16 protein-coding genes are annotated in these 15,641 nt (G+C 57.1%); 7 read left to right on the top strand and 9 right to left on the bottom strand.

Annotated features, from left to right (window positions below):
• Window positions 1–85: 85 nt before the first annotated feature.
• The 4 genes from dgcA to gloB all read right to left on the bottom strand — a co-directional run bounded on the left by dgcA (window position 86) and on the right by gloB (window position 5,795).
• Window positions 86–1,069, bottom strand: a complete 984-nt coding sequence (gene dgcA, locus OVA03_RS06075; protein ID WP_267527253.1) for an N-acetyl-D-Glu racemase DgcA — start codon at window positions 1,067–1,069, stop codon at window positions 86–88.
• Window positions 1,070–1,186: 117 nt separating this feature from the next.
• Entirely contained in the window at window positions 1,187–4,042 is a 2,856-nt protein-coding gene (locus OVA03_RS06070; RefSeq protein WP_267527252.1) for a tipN, read from the bottom strand.
• A 171-nt stretch (window positions 4,043–4,213) separates the two neighbouring features.
• Window positions 4,214–4,861 carry a hypothetical protein gene (locus OVA03_RS06065; RefSeq protein WP_267527251.1) on the bottom strand — a complete coding sequence of 216 codons (648 nt, stop codon included), beginning with the start codon at window positions 4,859–4,861 and terminating at the stop codon, window positions 4,214–4,216.
• 184 nt (window positions 4,862–5,045) lie between these two features.
• Complete coding sequence (gene gloB / locus OVA03_RS06060) at window positions 5,046–5,795, bottom strand: hydroxyacylglutathione hydrolase (protein WP_267527250.1); 750 nt, start codon at window positions 5,793–5,795, stop codon at window positions 5,046–5,048.
• A 156-nt stretch (window positions 5,796–5,951) separates the two neighbouring features.
• Between gloB and OVA03_RS06055 the strand changes: the two genes are divergently transcribed.
• The 3 genes from OVA03_RS06055 (at window position 5,952) to OVA03_RS06045 (ending at window position 8,367) form a co-directional block, all read left to right on the top strand.
• A complete protein-coding gene (locus OVA03_RS06055) occupies window positions 5,952–6,698 on the top strand; it encodes a class I SAM-dependent methyltransferase (protein WP_267527249.1) in 747 nt (248 codons plus the stop codon).
• 65 nt (window positions 6,699–6,763) lie between these two features.
• Window positions 6,764–7,282, top strand: a complete 519-nt coding sequence (locus OVA03_RS06050) for a SixA phosphatase family protein (protein ID WP_267527248.1) — start codon at window positions 6,764–6,766, stop codon at window positions 7,280–7,282.
• On the top strand, window positions 7,282–8,367 hold the full coding sequence (locus tag OVA03_RS06045; RefSeq protein ID WP_267527247.1) for a quinone-dependent dihydroorotate dehydrogenase: 1,086 nt from the start codon (window positions 7,282–7,284) through the stop codon (window positions 8,365–8,367). The genes OVA03_RS06050 and OVA03_RS06045 overlap by 1 nt, the downstream gene beginning before the upstream one ends.
• Before the next feature lie 11 nt (window positions 8,368–8,378).
• Here OVA03_RS06045 and OVA03_RS06040 read toward each other — a convergent pair whose 3' ends face one another.
• Entirely contained in the window at window positions 8,379–9,443 is a 1,065-nt protein-coding gene (locus OVA03_RS06040; RefSeq protein ID WP_267527246.1) for an alpha/beta hydrolase, read from the bottom strand.
• Between the two features lie 372 nt (window positions 9,444–9,815).
• Here OVA03_RS06040 and OVA03_RS06035 point away from each other — a divergent pair, with 372 nt between their 5' ends.
• Window positions 9,816–10,019 (top strand): cold-shock protein, encoded by a 204-nt coding sequence (locus tag OVA03_RS06035; RefSeq protein ID WP_267527245.1) that lies wholly within the window; start codon window positions 9,816–9,818, stop codon window positions 10,017–10,019.
• Between the two features lie 260 nt (window positions 10,020–10,279).
• On the top strand, window positions 10,280–11,872 hold the full coding sequence (locus OVA03_RS06030) for a PQQ-binding-like beta-propeller repeat protein (RefSeq protein ID WP_267527244.1): 1,593 nt from the start codon (window positions 10,280–10,282) through the stop codon (window positions 11,870–11,872).
• Here OVA03_RS06030 and gluQRS read toward each other — a convergent pair.
• Window positions 11,859–12,686 carry a tRNA glutamyl-Q(34) synthetase GluQRS gene (gene gluQRS / locus OVA03_RS06025; protein ID WP_267527243.1) on the bottom strand — a complete coding sequence of 276 codons (828 nt, stop codon included), beginning with the start codon at window positions 12,684–12,686 and terminating at the stop codon, window positions 11,859–11,861. The genes OVA03_RS06030 and gluQRS overlap by 14 nt on opposite strands.
• Before the next feature lie 273 nt (window positions 12,687–12,959).
• Here gluQRS and OVA03_RS06020 point away from each other — a divergent pair, with 273 nt between their 5' ends.
• Both OVA03_RS06020 and OVA03_RS06015 read left to right on the top strand, forming a co-directional pair.
• Window positions 12,960–13,520 (top strand): HNH endonuclease, encoded by a 561-nt coding sequence (locus OVA03_RS06020; RefSeq protein WP_267527242.1) that lies wholly within the window; start codon window positions 12,960–12,962, stop codon window positions 13,518–13,520.
• A gap of 3 nt (window positions 13,521–13,523) precedes the next feature.
• Window positions 13,524–13,850 (top strand): hypothetical protein, encoded by a 327-nt coding sequence (locus OVA03_RS06015; protein ID WP_267527241.1) that lies wholly within the window; start codon window positions 13,524–13,526, stop codon window positions 13,848–13,850.
• A gap of 1 nt (window position 13,851) precedes the next feature.
• On the opposite strand, the gene OVA03_RS06010 is transcribed toward OVA03_RS06015, so the two are convergent.
• The 3 genes from OVA03_RS06010 to OVA03_RS06000 all read right to left on the bottom strand — a co-directional run bounded on the left by OVA03_RS06010 (window position 13,852) and on the right by OVA03_RS06000 (window position 15,596).
• Complete coding sequence (locus tag OVA03_RS06010) at window positions 13,852–14,328, bottom strand: DUF1003 domain-containing protein (RefSeq protein WP_267527240.1); 477 nt, start codon at window positions 14,326–14,328, stop codon at window positions 13,852–13,854.
• Window positions 14,329–14,334: 6 nt separating this feature from the next.
• On the bottom strand, window positions 14,335–14,940 hold the full coding sequence (locus OVA03_RS06005; RefSeq protein ID WP_267527239.1) for a demethoxyubiquinone hydroxylase family protein: 606 nt from the start codon (window positions 14,938–14,940) through the stop codon (window positions 14,335–14,337).
• A gap of 80 nt (window positions 14,941–15,020) precedes the next feature.
• The gene (locus tag OVA03_RS06000; RefSeq protein ID WP_267527238.1) at window positions 15,021–15,596 is read right to left on the bottom strand and encodes a disulfide bond formation protein B; all 576 of its coding nucleotides are present in this window, start codon (window positions 15,594–15,596) and stop codon (window positions 15,021–15,023) included.
• Window positions 15,597–15,641: the final 45 nt, after the last annotated feature.

Here is a 15,641-nt window from a genome sequence, read left to right as displayed (position 1 = left end):
TGCTGAACATGGGTTTTTGCCCCTCATCCGGTTTCCGATAAATCGAAAACCACCTTCTCCCCGCTTGCGGGGAGAAGGAGATTATTTAGCCCCAAAGTTCGGGTAAGGGCGGTTCCAGCATTGACCCTACAATCCCCAGACCATATTCCCGGTCTTTGGCCAGCAGCAGCGGCCCGTCCAGATCCACGAAATCCGCCCCTTGCGCCACAATCATGGCCGGGGCCATCGACAGCGACGTGGCCACCATGCAGCCGACCATGACCATCAGGCTTTTGTCGCGGGCGGCCTGATTCAGTTTCAACGCCTCGGTCAATCCGCCCGTCTTATCGAGCTTGATATTTACGCACTCATAAAGCCGCGCACAGCGCATCAAGTCGGCGCTGGTATGCAGGCTTTCATCGGCACACAGTGGCACCGGCGACCTGTAACCCATCAGCGCCTCATCATCGGCAACCGGCAGAGGCTGTTCGATCAGCACCACCCCCAGCGCCTTAAGGTCAGGCGCAATCCGCCTGAGAGTCTCGAAATCCAGTCCCTCATTGGCATCAACGATCAGGCGGGTTTTGGGCGCATTGGCCCGCACGGCCTCAACGCGATCAAGATCATCCGCGCCGCCGATTTTCAGTTTCAGGATCGGGCGGCGGGCATTGGCGGCGGCCTGTGCGCCCATCGCTTCGGGGGCATCAAGGCTTAGGGTATAGGCGGTTTTCAGCGGCGACAGGCTGCGCAGACCGGCGGTTTTAAAGGCGGCAATACCGCTTTGCTTGGCGCGCAGATCCCACAGGGCGCAATCCAGCGCATTACGGGCCGCCCCTGCGGGTAGCGTGGATTGCAGAGCCTCAATGTTGAGTCCCGCCTCAACCTGCGTCCGGATCGCCTCTAGTTCGGCAATAGAGGCCTCGATGCTCTCGCCATAACGGGCATAGGGCACGCTTTCGCCGCGGCCAATGTGATCTCCGTCACGCAGTTCTACATAGAGCACTTGGGCTTCGGTTTTAGATCCGCGCGCAATGGTGAACCGGCCCGCGATCGGCCAGCTTTGGGCCTCGGATTTGAGTTGAATACTCATAAAATCAAATATCCAAAAAAGCCAAACTTAAGCGACGGGCCGCCCCTAGCTTAGGTTTGACCGCATTGTACCGTAGAAAATGTATTTTCGACTTTCTTTGAAAGTCGAATAACTTTTCTACGACAGATCTGAGATGGCCGCATCGAACAGCAGGTACGCCCGACCGGTATCGTTGGCCAGCACATCCATCAGGGCCGCTTCCGGCTCAGCCGTCAGCAAAGCCACATTGATCTGACGGTCATAGAAGGTCACGAAATCATTGACCTGCTCCCGCAGTTCGGCATCGGCGCTCAGGCGACGCGACAGGCGGTGTACGGGATCGGCGGCGATGCGCACAATCACCCGGCGGGCGGTGTCATTGTCATCGGTGGCGATGGCGGCAACGGCTTCTTCGAGGCGCGAACGGGTGATCAGTGCCTTGGCATCAATCCCCATACGCGAGACTTCGTTGATCAGCGTGTCATCGAGATTATCGAACTCTTCGGCATCAGGCAGGGCCGGTGTGGCATTGGCCAGCGCCTCCTGCGCCGCCTGATAGGAATAGGGCGGCGGGGCGGCAGGCGCCGCAGGCTCATCAAATCCCGGCTCCGGGGGCGTCGCCGCCGGTTCCTGACGGCGGGGCGTCCGGGCGTCGCCATTCATGCCCCCCAGAAGATCGCGCCAGGACCAGCCGTCATTTTGCCTGGACTGACGGGGTTCCGGTTCCGGCTCCGGTTGAGGCGTGGGGATGTGGATATCGTCGTCCTGATCCAGCGGGGTCAGACGCAGGCGCGGGCGCGGCGAGGGCGTTTCCGGCTGGGGCGGAGCATATGGCGAAGGTGCCGGTTTCAACTGCGGTGCCGCCGGGGCCTCAAACGGGGCCGACAGCACATCATCCTGTGGCGGACGAGCCGGAGCACGCGGCGTCTCACGGTTTACGTCTTTGGCCGCTGGGGCAACGAACGGATCAAATGGCTCCGGTGCCGGACGGCGTGCAGCCGGTTGCGGTACTGGCTGAGGCGCTGGCGTCACCGGTGATGGCCGGCTCGGTTCATATCTGGCGGGTTCAATCGTGGCCGGACGCACCGGCTGGCCATAGGATTTCTTGGCGTCAGTATCGCTTGGGCGTAGCGGCGGGCGCGCAAAGGCCGTGGCGGCGGGCGCGGTATTGTGGCCGGATACCATGCCCATCATCCGCACGGTTTCCTGCAACATTTCATAGTTGCGTTGGACGCGTTCCTGAAATTTTTGATCGACGGCTTCGGTCTCCAGCGCGGCACGGCGGGCGGATTCCGTCATCGCCATCAGGCCCTCTTCGACGCTGCGGCGGATTTCATTGATCCGTTCCTGCGCGATGTGCGGCAGTTCATCGGCGCGCGCATAGAGGGCGTTCATGGCCCCGGCAACGTCGGTAATCGCCGCCTGAGCGTGCTGGAAGGTCTGATCCAGCCGCTCGGCGGTGCGGTCTCCGGCTTCATTGATCAGGTCGGCGGAGTTTTCAATCAGGCGGCGGGCGGCGGCAAAGCGGCTGTCGAACGCCTCATCAGCCTTTTTCCCGGCCTCAAACAGGGCCTCATTCAGACGATCGACCCGCGATTGGGCGGAGCCTGCCGCCGCATCGGCGGTGCGGCGGGCATCCTCAGCGGCGACATTGAGCGCCTCCAGCGCCTGACGGGTTTCCACGATCAGTTCATCGCGAGCATCGGCGGCCATGGTCGAAATATTGGCCAGAGTCGAATGGATTCGGGTCTCATAGGAAGTGCGCTCATTCTCCGCAGCGCCGATCGCCTGACGCAAATGCTCCTGGGCGGCGACCACCAGATCACGCAGCACATCGGCTCCGCGTGATGAGGTTTCGCCCAGATCGACCGTCGCCTGACGGGCGGTCATCAGCGCATCGGTCAGTTGGTTGCGCTGGCCTTCGATATGCTGGGCGAAGTCTTCCTGATCGGCGCGCAGGGAGAGCGCCGCCGATACCAGTCCGGCGCGCTGCTGCGACAGGCCTTCCTCGACGGTGCGGATCTGATCGACCACGCCGTTGCCGGCGGTTTCCAGCCGCAGGGTCTGGCGGCTTAGGTCGTCCGATATCGCGCTGGCCGTGGCCTGAGCGTCGGCGGCGACACTGGCGAGGTCTGCGGCGCGTGCGGCCAAGGTCGCTTCGGCTTCCCGAAGCTGAGTCTGGGCGAGGTCTGAGGCATCGGCGACCATGCGCGCCTGCCGGTCGACGGCTTCCATCACCCCCTGCGCCTGACTATCCAGCACCTGCGTCATCTTGTAGATCGCGTCGCGTTCCCCGCCCAGAGAGGTGGTGATGGCGCGGGTGGTGTCTTGCGCGGTGGTGGCGGCATCAAGGATGCGGTCGGTTTCCGACTTCATCTGGTTGGCCAGGGTCGTCAAGTCGCGGTGGGCCATCTGAACGGCGCGCACGGCCTGATCAACCTGATGGCGCAGGTTTTCCACCAGCTTGCTGGCATTATTGGCGGCGGTGGCGGCAGGGCCGACCATGGAGTCGGCAAGGTCTGAGGCGCGGCGGGTCTCTCTGGCCAAAATCGCGGCCTGACGCAGCAAAAAGGCCGAGGCGAACACCATGCCCGCCGGGAACAGGCCCATGAATACAAGGATGATCGCCTTAAGCGGGGCGGTGACAAAGGCGTCAAGCTGGGCTTCGGCACCCAAAGCGAAGGCGGCCAGCCCCAGTGCCCACAGCAGGCTGACAAAAGTGGCACCAACCCAGTAAGGGCCTGAATTTACCGTCATTTCCTGACGACGGGTGGGGGTGTGTAAGGGCTGTAGTTCCGACGACCGCGCCCGCGAAGGGGGGGCGGTACGGGTGGCGACCGGCGGGCTGGCCTCCGGGGGTGGGGTCGGGATAGCCACGTCATCAAAAATATCATCCGCCGATGCTGACGGGGCGGCATTAGTCTCAGCCTCACGCGCTTCGGCGTCGACTTGTGGCGCGGTCAGATTAAGCGGCGGACGGGTTCTGAATTTCATAAACGGCACCTTTGAGCCATATCCGGATTATCCATCGGGCTGGCTTCTCCCCCGGCTTGGCTTCTCCAATGAGGGGAAACGCTATCCTCAACCGGCGCGTATGGTAAAGGGGTTTGTCAAAATTTTTGTCAATTTTTCGTGGAGATGCCGCACCTTAGCGGCATTTATAACTCACAGAACCACGTCACCGGAAGGGTGTGCGTGCTGGGTCATCATTTGCTGGACGCGGGCGGCTTCGGCAGCCTTGCAGGCGGCTTGTGCTACCCGTTCCAATGGCTGGGCGTGGGATTTTGCGGCTTCGAGGGAGGCGACATCAATCGGAGGCACAGCAAAGGCTTCGGGGTTGAAATGCTCAGGCGTGAAATTCTGCGGCAGCGTAACATTGATGCCGCTCACGGTTTTGCCGTCGATCCGGAACGACAGGTTTGACAGGTGGCGGGCCTCGGCCTTGCGGTGAACCGCCTCGATACGCGCTTCAATCTGGTCTTCAAACGCTTTGAGTTGCGCTTCATGGGCCTTCATTTCCGCTTCGTGAGCGATCATTTCAGCTTCGTATTCGGCCTGTTCGGCGATGGCCGCCGCGTGTTCAGCTTCGTCCTGATCAACTTGAATATCGCTGATCGGTTGCGGAGCCACCGGGGCAGCCGGTGGTTCAGGTGCCGTTACGGGCGCGGGCTCCATATAGGATGTGGCTTCCGGCGGAGTGGCCGCCGCGGGCAGGTTGCGTCCAGCGGGTATTTCCGAAGCGCCGAAATGGGCAAAGGCCGCCGCGATCAGCGCGGCGACGAAGGAAATAACGATGTCAAATATAGATGACATGACGTCTGCGCGGGATAGGGTTTGACCGCAGAAGCGGTGGAATCACATGTTCAGATTATACGCAGGTTACTTATGGCCTACTTATGCCCTTTTTTGGTCACGGTTGCAACTGAAACCGACACAAGTTTTGACGTAAGGTCATGTGCCATTGATAGGTTGTAACTTGCGGCAAATTTGTGGCGTGTCAGCGAAACTGATCCTTGCGGGCGCGAAGATCGCCAAAACGGTTCGCCTGCGCGTCAAAATCCGGCTCCATGAGCGGGAGTTTCAGGAATGGATTGGCGCGGATTTCGTCGCCAAGGCGTGACGGTACGGTGGGCAGACCCTGAGCCCTGAGCGTGCGCAAATGGCTGGCCTGAACCGCCAGATCATCATGGATATCAAGGCTTTCGGCAAATCTTAGGTTATCCAGCGCATATTCATGAGCGCTGTAGATCAGGGTGTCTTCGGGCAGGGTCATCAGGCGCGTCAGGCTCGCCCACATATCGGCGGCAGAGCCTTCCCGCAGCCGCCCGCAGCCCAGCACGAACAGGCAGTCACCGACAAACGCGACTTTAAAATCGCGGTTTACATAGCCAATCTGACCGGCGGTATGGCCACGCAAATCCATGATCTCAAAACGCGTTTCCCCAAGAGCGATCTCATCGCCGGGGTGTATGACCTGATCAAGCGGGGCGTTGCGGCTCACTTCCTGCGGCCCGAAAATCTCGCAGCCAAAACGGTTTTTCAGCGCCTGATTGCCGTTCGTGTGATCGGGGTGCCAGTGGGTGTTGAAGATGTAGTCAAGCCGCCCCCAGCTCAAACCCGATATCGCATTCGCAATCATGTCCGCGTCGGGGGTGTCGATGGTTGCCACCTGTCCCGTCGCCTGATCGCGCACTAAAAAGGCGTAATTGTCCTGAAGACAGGGGAAGACGCGGATATCAAGAGCCATGTCCCTTGTGTAAGTGCGGCCATTGGTATTGTCAAAGAATGGCCCTATTGTCAAAGAATGGCCATGTGTAAAATAGGGGACGGTTGTATGTTCAGGGGAATTGCTGCTAACATAATGCCCTGAAAAGAAGAGTTCCTATAAGGATTTGCGTAGCCCGTGCGCCGTTCGGTCGAAGATTTAAACCGGTTTTATACCACCCCCGAAGGGATGATGGCCCGCCAGATGGTCAGCGATAAGCTGATGGAAGCGTGGGATGATGTGACCGGGCTCGATGTGCTGGGGCTGGGCTATGCCACGCCGTATCTGGCCCCGTTTGCCAAGGCGCGGCGGGTGCTGGCGGCCATGCCGGCAGCGCAGGGGGCCGAAATCTGGCCCGAAGATTTGCGCGTACGCTCGGTGCTGGTCGATGAGCAGGCCCTGCCGTTTTCGGGCGGTCTGTTCGACCGAATACTGCTGATCCATGCCCTCGAAGAAGCGCAAAACCCTGAGCGTCTGTTGCTGGAGGCCTCGCGCCTGCTGTCACCCAATGGCCGTCTGATTATTGCGGTGGCGGCGCGCGGCGGGTTCTGGGCCCATGCCGAAAAAACGCCGTTTGGCCACGGATTGCCCTATAGCCGCATGCAGCTTGAAACCGCCATTCGTGACGCTGAGCTTGAACCGCTGGCCTGGTCATACGCGCTTTACACCCCGCCGTGGCGGGCCTTGACGCGCTGGTCAAAGACGATTGAAATGATCGTGCCGAACGTGCTGCCGATGAATGGCGGTCTGATCCTGATGGAAGCGGGTCGCCGACCGTTTGTGGCGCTGACTCAAAAGTCCGCTGACAAATCGATCCTAAGCGATATCCGTGAGGCTCTGGGGGCGAAGCCCGTGCCGACGGCGCGCGAGATCGAAAAGGCATGAAATTTTAATTTGAGACCCGTTAATTCTGCTTTTAGAGTCATAGATTTTGGGCCATATCACCCGTCATGAAACATCTGATTATCATGCGCCATGGCAAGGCGGAAAAAGACGCCGAAAGCGGCGAAGACTTCGATCGCGACTTGGCCCCACGGGGCTTGCGCGAAGCGGCGGCGGTGGCGCTGGCCCTGAAAGATTATGGGCTAAAGCCCGATTTTGCGCTGGTCTCTTCGGCCCACCGCACGCTTCAGACCTTTGAGCAGGTATCAGCCGTGTTTGGTGGGATCGACGCCGAAGTGAACGACGCGCTTTATAATGCTGGCTCGCGCAAACTGCGTCAGTTCATTGAGGCCCATGACGATCGCGGTGAGTGCCTGCTGGTCATCGCCCATAATCCGGGTGTGCAGTATCTGGTGTCTGAATACCTCTATGAAGGGGCGGCAGGGCCTGAGATCACGGACCGTATCCGCGGCAGCTACCCGACCGCGACCGCGACCGTGTTTGAAGTCGATGTGGCGGGGCGTCCGACCTATGACGGGCTCTATAAGCCAAAAGACCTGATCGGTGCCGATGAGGAACCGGCCTGATGGATATCTTCAAACCGGTAGTAAGGGCGCTGCACGGCCTAGATGGCGAAGACGCTCATACCGCGACCCTGCACCTGCTGAAATTGGGCAGTGTGACGGGAATGGGGCCGTCGTCGGATTATAATCCGCCGGAACTGAGCGTAACTATTCCCTATGACGGCGGGACGCTTGAGGTCGGCAATTGCGTAGGGCTTGCCGCCGGTTTTGATAAAAACGCCGACGTGCCGCTGGCCATGATTCGCGCCGGTTTTGGCTTTGTCGAATGTGGTACGGTCACCCCTCTGCCGCAGGCGGGCAACCCCCGACCGCGTCTGTTTCGCCTGAAAGAGGACGAAGCCGTTATCAATCGCATGGGGTTCAACAATAAGGGGCTTGAGGTCTTTTCCGGCCATCTGAGCCGCTATGCCGGACGGCCAAACCATGCGGTCATCGGAGCCAATATTGGCGCGAATAAAGACGCTACCGACCGCATGGCTGATTATGTGACGGGGCTGAAAACCCTGTGGGGCTTGAGTTCTTATTTTACCGTCAATATTTCGTCCCCCAACACACCGGGACTGCGGGCTTTGCAGGGGCGCGGGCATCTGGATGAGCTGTTGTCGCGCATCGCCGAGACGCGCCATGATCTTAAAAGCGTGACCGGCACCAACTATCCGATCTTTCTTAAGATCGCGCCGGATCTAGATGACGCGGAGATTGTGGATACGGTCGAAAGCGCCATTGATCATAAGCTGGACGGGCTGATCATTTCCAATACGACGCTGGAACGGCCGGACACGCTTAGGTCCGCCCATGCCGGTGAAAGCGGCGGTCTGTCGGGGGAGCCTTTGTTTGCGTTATCGACGCAGGCCCTGCGCGTGGCTTATGGCGCATCGGGCGGCAAGCTGATGCTGATCGGGGCAGGCGGCATCAATTCCGGCGAACGGGCCTATGCCAAGATCAGGGCCGGGGCTTCGCTGGTGCAGATCTATTCGGCGCTGGTCTATGAAGGGTCAGGGCTGACCGACCGCATCAAGCGCGATCTGGTCAAGCGGTTGAAAGCGGATGGCTTCACGCACATTTCCCAAGCTGTGGGTCAGGGTTAAGACGGTATCTGTTACGCCAATAATTTCAGCCAGTTTTGCGAAATATCTAAGGCGGCGCTGCGGGCGGAATCAACGACATCTGTAAATAACGGAAAGCTGTGTGGCAGGGTGTCGTAGCGACGATAAACCACCTCAGTGCGGGCCTCCATCAGACGGCGCGTCCACGCCTCGGCCTGATGGGCGACGGGATCGAGGCCACCAGCCACGATCAGGGCCTTGGGTTGTCCTACGACCACAGATTCCCTAAGCGGTGACACCTGCGGCGAAGTCAGGTTGATGCCCGCACCGCCGTAGTGATCGATCAGGGTGGCGATATCCGCCGACGACACCGGCCAGCTTTTCGCATAGGCCGAGGCGGCAATCGTGTCATCGGCCAGATCAAGCAACGGTGAAATCAACAGTTGAGCGACGGGCAGAGGCTTGAACTCACGTTTGAGGTCAAGGCATAGCCGCGTGGCGAGGGACGCGCCAATCGATTGTCCGCCCACCGCGACCGCACCCGTCATCACTCCCAGGGATTCCGCATTGGCCACGGCCCAGTCATAGGCCAAACGGGCATCCTCCAACGCGGCTGGAAAGCGGTGCTCTGGTGCCAGTCGGTAGTCGGGCAAATAGACCGGGCTCTTGGTTTCCGCCGCCAAAAGTGTGGCAAAGCTTTTTGACAACTCAGCCCCGCCCAGTACACCGCCGCCGTCGTGAAAAAAGACAATCAACGGTGCATCGGGGGCTATGAGCAGCGGGCGGATCAACTGTCCGCTGATCGGGGCGGTGATCTGGCCACTGATCTGGGGCGTTCTGCCGACCGGCTCAATGCGCACCCGCCCATCCAGAGGGGCGCACATTAGGTTTGCGGCGTCCCGCCATTCCTGCCGGGCCAACTCCAGCGAGCTTGCGTTCACGGTCAGGGGTGTCGGGTGGTGGCTGCTCAGATAGGTGCGCCACAGAAATTGAGTCTGCGCATCAAGGGTGCGCCCATCGACATGGACGACGCTGCCGCCCGCCAGAAAGCGCAGGACGGCTGGTGGAAGTGACAAAACCCGCTTAAGGAACAGGCGTCTAAGGACGGAGGCGCGCATAGGGTAGAGGGACTCCCGGCAGAAAAAGACGCGGATTGATATTTAGCCTAGGCAGGCGCGCCACAGAAGGGGGGGCGCGCCATTTTTTTAGCCACCACGCGCATTGGATAACATTGTTCTGATGAATCTCACGGGTTTTTTATGAGGAGAGGGGCCATTTTACAGCGTTTTTATTTGACCGTTAAAAAAACCGCTGTCTTAATGCTTGCACAATTCGTTAGTCTGGCTGCCGATACCACGGGCTCCGGTGATATGTTCCTTTTTAGGGCCATGTCTCCTGATCTCAAACTAACTGCTACCGAGATATGCGATTGTCTACGGGAAGTGCGCTTCCCACCTCGATAACAGCTCGTTTTAGATAAGGAGAGCATCATGGCTGAAGGTACAGTCAAGTGGTTTAACTCAACGAAGGGCTTCGGCTTCATTCAGCCGTCTAACGGTGGTTCAGATGTGTTCGTACACATTTCGGCCGTTCAGCGCGCGGGCCTGCAAGGTCTGGCTGATGGTCAAAAGATCGCCTACGAACTGCAAACCGAGCGTGGCAAGACCGCAGCGGTCGATTTGAAACTGCTCTAAGTGGTTTTTAGAAAACGCATCCCAAACGAAGTTCTACGCAGTCAATAACTGTGTGCCGCTTTTGGATTAAGATACGCGATCAAATTTTAAAAAATGAGGCGCGGGTTCCTGACGGAGCCTGCGTTTTTTTTTATACCGGCTGGTGGCAATTATTTGGTTAAATTCGCCCTCTGGTAGTGATTGGGTTGACGGCAAATTGAGGCATGATTAACAAAAGCGGTAATATTATGTTGTAAAAACAGTTCCGTTTGGGGGATGAAATGCGCCACCTGTCAGGCCTTGCCTGTGCAATTATCTTGCCGATGAGTTTGGCGGCTTGCGGAGGCGGCGGAGGCGGCGGGGGTGGATCCTCGGCGCCACCCGTTCCCCCACCACCCCCTAGCGTGACCCTCTCGGCGACTTCCCAATCAGCCGATGTGGTGGAAGGTCAAACCGAAACCTCTTTAAGCTTTACGGCCACGCAGTCAGGTTCGGCAACGACCCCTATCTATCCGGATGTGCAGTATGACGCCGGTTTTTTGACATTGGATGGCAGCTTAACCACCTCAACGTCTGGTCAGTTCAGCGCAAAGTTTAAAACCAAAAGCGATCTTGGCGGCGGGGAGTATACAGGCAAGGTTACATTCCGCCTGTGTCAGGATGTGGCCTGCGCGACCGTATATCCTAATACGACAAAAGAATTTGACTACAAAGTAATAGTTAACCTTAAGCCTTGGGGCGTGAATCAAAGAGACTCTAAGCATTCAGCTTATGTAGATATACATATAAATCCAAGTAAAATGACTAAGGTATGGAGCAATTCGTATTCAAATTTATATGGTAATATAATACCTGGAGGTGGCCTTTTATACGCTCAGAGGATCACAGGGGTCAATATAAACTACGGCGGTGTTGCTGCTTTGGACGTTAAAACCGGAAATCAGATATGGTCTTATGAAGCTGGTGAAGGGATATTATCTGGAGGTCTGGTGTTTTCTGATAATACAGTTGCTCTAACAATATCTCCAAATTTTTCAAATAATATTCATGTGTTTTTAAATTCAAAAAATGGCGAGGTTATAAAAAGAGTTTCTGCTTCGGATCGTGTTGTCGGAAAGACAAATGCTTATAGCGGAAACATCTTCTTTATGTATGGGTCTGAAAATCCTAAGGTCTCTGCGTACAGGGCTTCCGATGGAGAGTTTTTATGGAAGCAAGACAATGTAGGTCGATCGGCTGTGCTTTCTACGGCAATAGATAGCTCTGGAATTAATTTATATTCTGATAGAAGTGTGAAAACTTACGGTACGGAAAATGGCCATCTTCTGTCTGATATTGAGGATAAATCTGCTGAATCTGATGGATATAGCTACGAATATTCTGTTGTCGGAACTGAAGGTGGGAGGATTTTAGTACCTGCTTATACTTTTGATTATTTAGGGAACTTAAAACTCAGAAGCTTTGATACTGTCAAAGCAAGCGAAGTTTGGACATCTTCGTTCGGCTACAGGATTGAGCCGGCATATGCCAAAGGTGTGGTCTATGCTTTTCGGACTTATCCTCCGCAACTAGATGCTATTGATGAGAAAACAGGCGCTATAAAGTGGTCTTTGACAGTATCAGAAGGGCCATGGATAGAGCAAAAACAAGTTATGGGTAACGCTGTTGTTGCTAATAATGTTATATTCGTAAGCTCTATGTATAAATTATATGCTATAGATATAAATACAAGGCAGGTTATTTGGAGTTGTGATAAGCCGGGAAGAGTTATTATAACTCCTGAAAGATACCTTATAATAGCTGAAAGTGGATTTGATTATATATCTAATGATCTGCGATGGACTGGAATTCTTACGGCATTTAAACTGGATTAACGCTCAGAAGGCGTTTGATACTTTCAAGGTTTGCACCCTCTTTACGCAGATCGGCTAAGGATTTTGAGCCCTTGCGCTTGGCCAGACGCTGACCGGTTTCGTCAAGCAAAAGAGCGTGGTGATGGTATTGCGGGGTCGGCAGCCCCAGCAGGGCCTGAAGCAAAACCTGAGTGTGGGTGGCCTCAAACAGATCATGGCCGCGATGGATGTGGGTGATCCCCTGACGGGCATCATCGACCACGACCGCCAGATGATAGGCGATACCGACATCCTTGCGGGCCAGAACGACATCGCCATTGACCTGTGGATCGGCCACTTGCCAGCCATGCTCGTCATGCGGGCCACGGCCCTGTTCCTCAAACCCAAGGCCGCCCCAGCGCGAACCCAGATAGTCGCAAGCCTCCGCCAAAGATAGTCGCCATGCGGGTTCGCGATCCAGCGGCGCATCGGCGGGCGGTAGAGGCGGCGTGTCTTGGGGGGCGCTTAAGGCCTCCAGCATCAGTTCCTTGCGGGTTTTATAGCACGGGTAAACCAGCCCCATGCTTTTCAGCCGTTCAAGGGCGGACTGATAGTCAGCCATGTGCTCGCTCTGGCGCAGGACGGGTTCGGGCCAGTCAAGCTCCAGCCAGCGCAGGTCGTCATAGATCGCCTGCTCATATTCCAGGCGGCAGCGGGTGTGGTCGATGTCCTCAAGACGCAGGATGAACGCACCGCCGTGACGGCGCGCCGCTTCAAACGCCGTCAGCGCACTAAAGGCATGGCCCAAATGCAGATATCCGGTGGGCGAGGGGGCAAAGCGGGTAATGTAGGTCATGGCGGAAAATAGTCTCCAAAACTCACTAAGCTGGCTTAGTGAGTTTTGGCAAGGGCGCCAAAGTTCGTAAACTGGCCGCCGCCGCCAATGCGGCGAGCCTCGCGGCACCTGAGCGTAATAAAGTGTCGCATAAATTTCACTGTTTCTTTTTCGGTGAATCAGGTTCTAAATGGATGTGTGGATAACCACTGACGACACATAAGGAGGCCGCGTCTTCCCCGTACCCTGTCGCTTACCCGCCCTGACCCCTTACGCGATGCGAAGGATGCGGCGATGAATATTTTAAAAAGCCCCCCTTCGGACTGGCGCGCTCTTGTGCTCAATTCCGATTTCAGGCCGCTGAGCTATTACCCCTTATCGACCCGTCCGTGGCAGGAAGTCGTGAAAGCGGTTTACGAAGGTCGCGTCGATGTGGTGTCGACCTACGATCTCGAAATCCGCTCTCCGTCGATGTCGATGCGCCTGCCGAGCGTTATAGCCCTCAAATCCTACATCGATCAGAACCGCCCGCCGGCCTTTACGCGCTACAATGTGTTCCTGCGCGATAAGTTTGCGTGCCAGTACTGCGGCGCGCGGCATGACCTTACCTTTGATCATGTGGTGCCGGTATCTCAGGGTGGAAAATCGACCTGGCAGAATATCCTGACGGCCTGCGCGCCGTGCAACTTGCGCAAAGGGGGAAAAACTCCCCAGCAGGCACGTATGATGCCGACAAAAAACCCACACCGGCCAACAATGTATCAGCTACAGGAGCTGGGGCGTCGTTTTCCGCCTCACTATCTTCACGAAAGTTGGGTAGATTACCTGTATTGGGACACTTTGCTGGAGGCATAAAATATGCCCATTCGGTTTGAGCTGGATCGTCGTAAATTCGGCGTTCTGCACTTTGCGTTGTCGGGGGAACGGGCAGCCGAAGGTTATAGGGCGGTTAAGCGTGACGAGTTTGAAACGGCGTTACAATCGGCGCTTAAGGTCAATCTGGAAACACGTCGTGAGCGGCTGTTTGGCCCGAAAGTCACCCGCTTTACCTTTCAGGGCGAGCCGGTGACGGTTCGGGTCGCGGCCAATGGCGATGTGCAGTTGGAACTGGGTGATCTGGATGATGATGTGCGCGAAACCATCATCGAAAAACTGCGCCACAGCCTGGAATTTATGAATATCTGACTCAGTCAGGCTTGGCTGTCTCTTGCGCCAAACGGGCGTTACGTTCCTCGCACAACACCTCGACCAGCTTGATCAGGCGGTTGATATCGTCTTCGCGCATCATGTCGATCTTTTGGTGCAGAGCTTCGATATCCAGTTCGGCTTTCAGGTTTACATCGTAATCCAGTTGCGCCTTACCACGATCGATATCGGACTGACGGTTCTGCGACATCATCAGGATCGGGGCGGTAAACGCCGCCTGAAACGACAGGGCCAGATTAAGCAGGATAAACGGGTACGGATCCCACGCCTTGATCCAGGCAAAGACATTGACCAAAATCCAGCCGAACAGCAGTACCGACTGAATGATGATAAACCGCCACGACCCGACTATGGCGGCGATTTTGTCGGCCATGCGATCGCCAAATGACAATTCAGGCGTCTTGCCGTGCAGGTGGCGCAGACTAAACGCGCGCACCTTATCGGGGTCTATAGTCATGGGCGGTCATATCTTTTCGCTGATCTTGATGGCCAGACGACAGCCGGCCTGCACGACCGCCGACAGTAGCGGGTAGGCGGGGGCCTGATGGGCACCGGCACTAACCGCATGATCCTTATGGCCGATCTCATCCTCGCGGAATTTGGTCAGTTCGGCGGCAAGATCGGGTTCGCGGTCTTTCAGGTCTTGGATCTGCTCGGCATAGTGCTTTTCGATCACGCTTTCGACCGCTTCGGTGCAGGCGTGGGCCGCCTTTGGCCCCAGCAGCGCGGTGCCGACCCCAAGCCCCATGGCCGCCAGCCGCCATACCGGCGTCATCACCGTAGGGCGGACGTCGTGTTCGCGCATCAAGGCGTTAAAGCGGTCCAGATGAACCTGTTCCTCAAACTCCATGCGCTTGAGGTCGTGGCTTAACGCCCGCTCAGGCGTGGCGGAAAAGACCATGCTCTGGGCGCGGTAGATGTGAACGGCGGCTAATTCACCGGCGTGATCGACGCGCAGGATTTCCTCTAAGCGGTGGCGCACTGCACCCTTGCCCGGACGGGGCGGCACACCTGACGGTGTGGGCGTGACCGCTTCGGGGATGTCTTCGACCAGAATATCGTCACTCATGGCAGGGTTTCCGCAGGACTAAGCGCGTTCCAAAAAGTGTAGGGCGGTTTTTGGATACAAATGCGCGACAAATATAAAGCCTATTTTGTCAGGTTTTTAGGGCGGCGGAAGAAGTATTTTAGTCGCAGGGAGGCGATAAAGCTCAATACCGCCAGAATAGCCGAAATGATGGCGTTCCAGCCAGCCATGCTCAGGCCCCACATTTTCCAGGCGACCACATCGCACTGCGGGATGGTGATCGGTGCGCCCGATAGCAGAGCGGCCATCGAATCGATGCTGATATCATCGCCGCCGGTGCAGGTTTCGGGGCCGAGCCACCATTTCAGCTCGACCCCGGCATGAAACAGGGCCAAGGCCGCGCCGGTGGCAAAAATGGCAAACAGCACAAAGGCAAACACCCTTGGCGGGCCCTTGGCACCGGTAAACAGCGCCCAGACGCTGGCGATCAGCGAGACCACCACGGCGATCCAGTAGATGTCGCGTTGCTTAAGGCACAGATGGCACGGATCCAGACCGCCGAATTTCTGAAACGCATGGGCCGTCATCAGCAGGGCCAGAGACGCAATCAGGGCTGTAATCGTCCACCACCGGCCGAACAGGAGCGCGGCCCGCATGGTTATTTTCTGGCCGTCCTTATCGAATTTTGAAGCGTTCATTCCCTATCCGCACGCAATCGGTAATCGTCGCGGTAACCCGCCGCC

The organism is Asticcacaulis sp. SL142, from assembly GCF_026625745.1.
Classification (GTDB): domain Bacteria; phylum Pseudomonadota; class Alphaproteobacteria; order Caulobacterales; family Caulobacteraceae; genus Asticcacaulis.
The sequence above is the reverse complement of the archived record's forward strand: the minus strand, read 5'-3'. Positions and strand labels throughout refer to the sequence as shown.

Excerpts from the sequence above, each read along its gene's own strand:
- OVA03_RS06005 (WP_267527239.1), bottom strand. The coding sequence starts at position 14,940 with ATGAGTGACGATATTCTGGTCGAAGACATCCCCGAAGCGGTCACGCCC.
- gluQRS (WP_267527243.1), bottom strand. The coding sequence starts at position 12,686 with ATGACCTACATTACCCGCTTTGCCCCCTCGCCCACCGGATATCTGCAT.
- OVA03_RS06030 (WP_267527244.1), top strand. The coding sequence starts at position 10,280 with ATGCGCCACCTGTCAGGCCTTGCCTGTGCAATTATCTTGCCGATGAGT.
- OVA03_RS06040 (WP_267527246.1), bottom strand. The coding sequence starts at position 9,443 with ATGCGCGCCTCCGTCCTTAGACGCCTGTTCCTTAAGCGGGTTTTGTCA.
- OVA03_RS06020 (WP_267527242.1), top strand. The coding sequence starts at position 12,960 with ATGAATATTTTAAAAAGCCCCCCTTCGGACTGGCGCGCTCTTGTGCTC.
- OVA03_RS06070 (WP_267527252.1), bottom strand. The coding sequence starts at position 4,042 with ATGAAATTCAGAACCCGTCCGCCGCTTAATCTGACCGCGCCACAAGTC.
- OVA03_RS06035 (WP_267527245.1), top strand. The coding sequence starts at position 9,816 with ATGGCTGAAGGTACAGTCAAGTGGTTTAACTCAACGAAGGGCTTCGGC.
- dgcA (WP_267527253.1), bottom strand. The coding sequence starts at position 1,069 with ATGAGTATTCAACTCAAATCCGAGGCCCAAAGCTGGCCGATCGCGGGC.
- OVA03_RS06050 (WP_267527248.1), top strand. The coding sequence starts at position 6,764 with ATGAAACATCTGATTATCATGCGCCATGGCAAGGCGGAAAAAGACGCC.
- OVA03_RS06065 (WP_267527251.1), bottom strand. The coding sequence starts at position 4,861 with ATGTCATCTATATTTGACATCGTTATTTCCTTCGTCGCCGCGCTGATC.
- OVA03_RS06000 (WP_267527238.1), bottom strand. The coding sequence starts at position 15,596 with ATGAACGCTTCAAAATTCGATAAGGACGGCCAGAAAATAACCATGCGG.
- OVA03_RS06015 (WP_267527241.1), top strand. The coding sequence starts at position 13,524 with ATGCCCATTCGGTTTGAGCTGGATCGTCGTAAATTCGGCGTTCTGCAC.
- gloB (WP_267527250.1), bottom strand. The coding sequence starts at position 5,795 with ATGGCTCTTGATATCCGCGTCTTCCCCTGTCTTCAGGACAATTACGCC.
- OVA03_RS06045 (WP_267527247.1), top strand. The coding sequence starts at position 7,282 with ATGGATATCTTCAAACCGGTAGTAAGGGCGCTGCACGGCCTAGATGGC.
- OVA03_RS06010 (WP_267527240.1), bottom strand. The coding sequence starts at position 14,328 with ATGACTATAGACCCCGATAAGGTGCGCGCGTTTAGTCTGCGCCACCTG.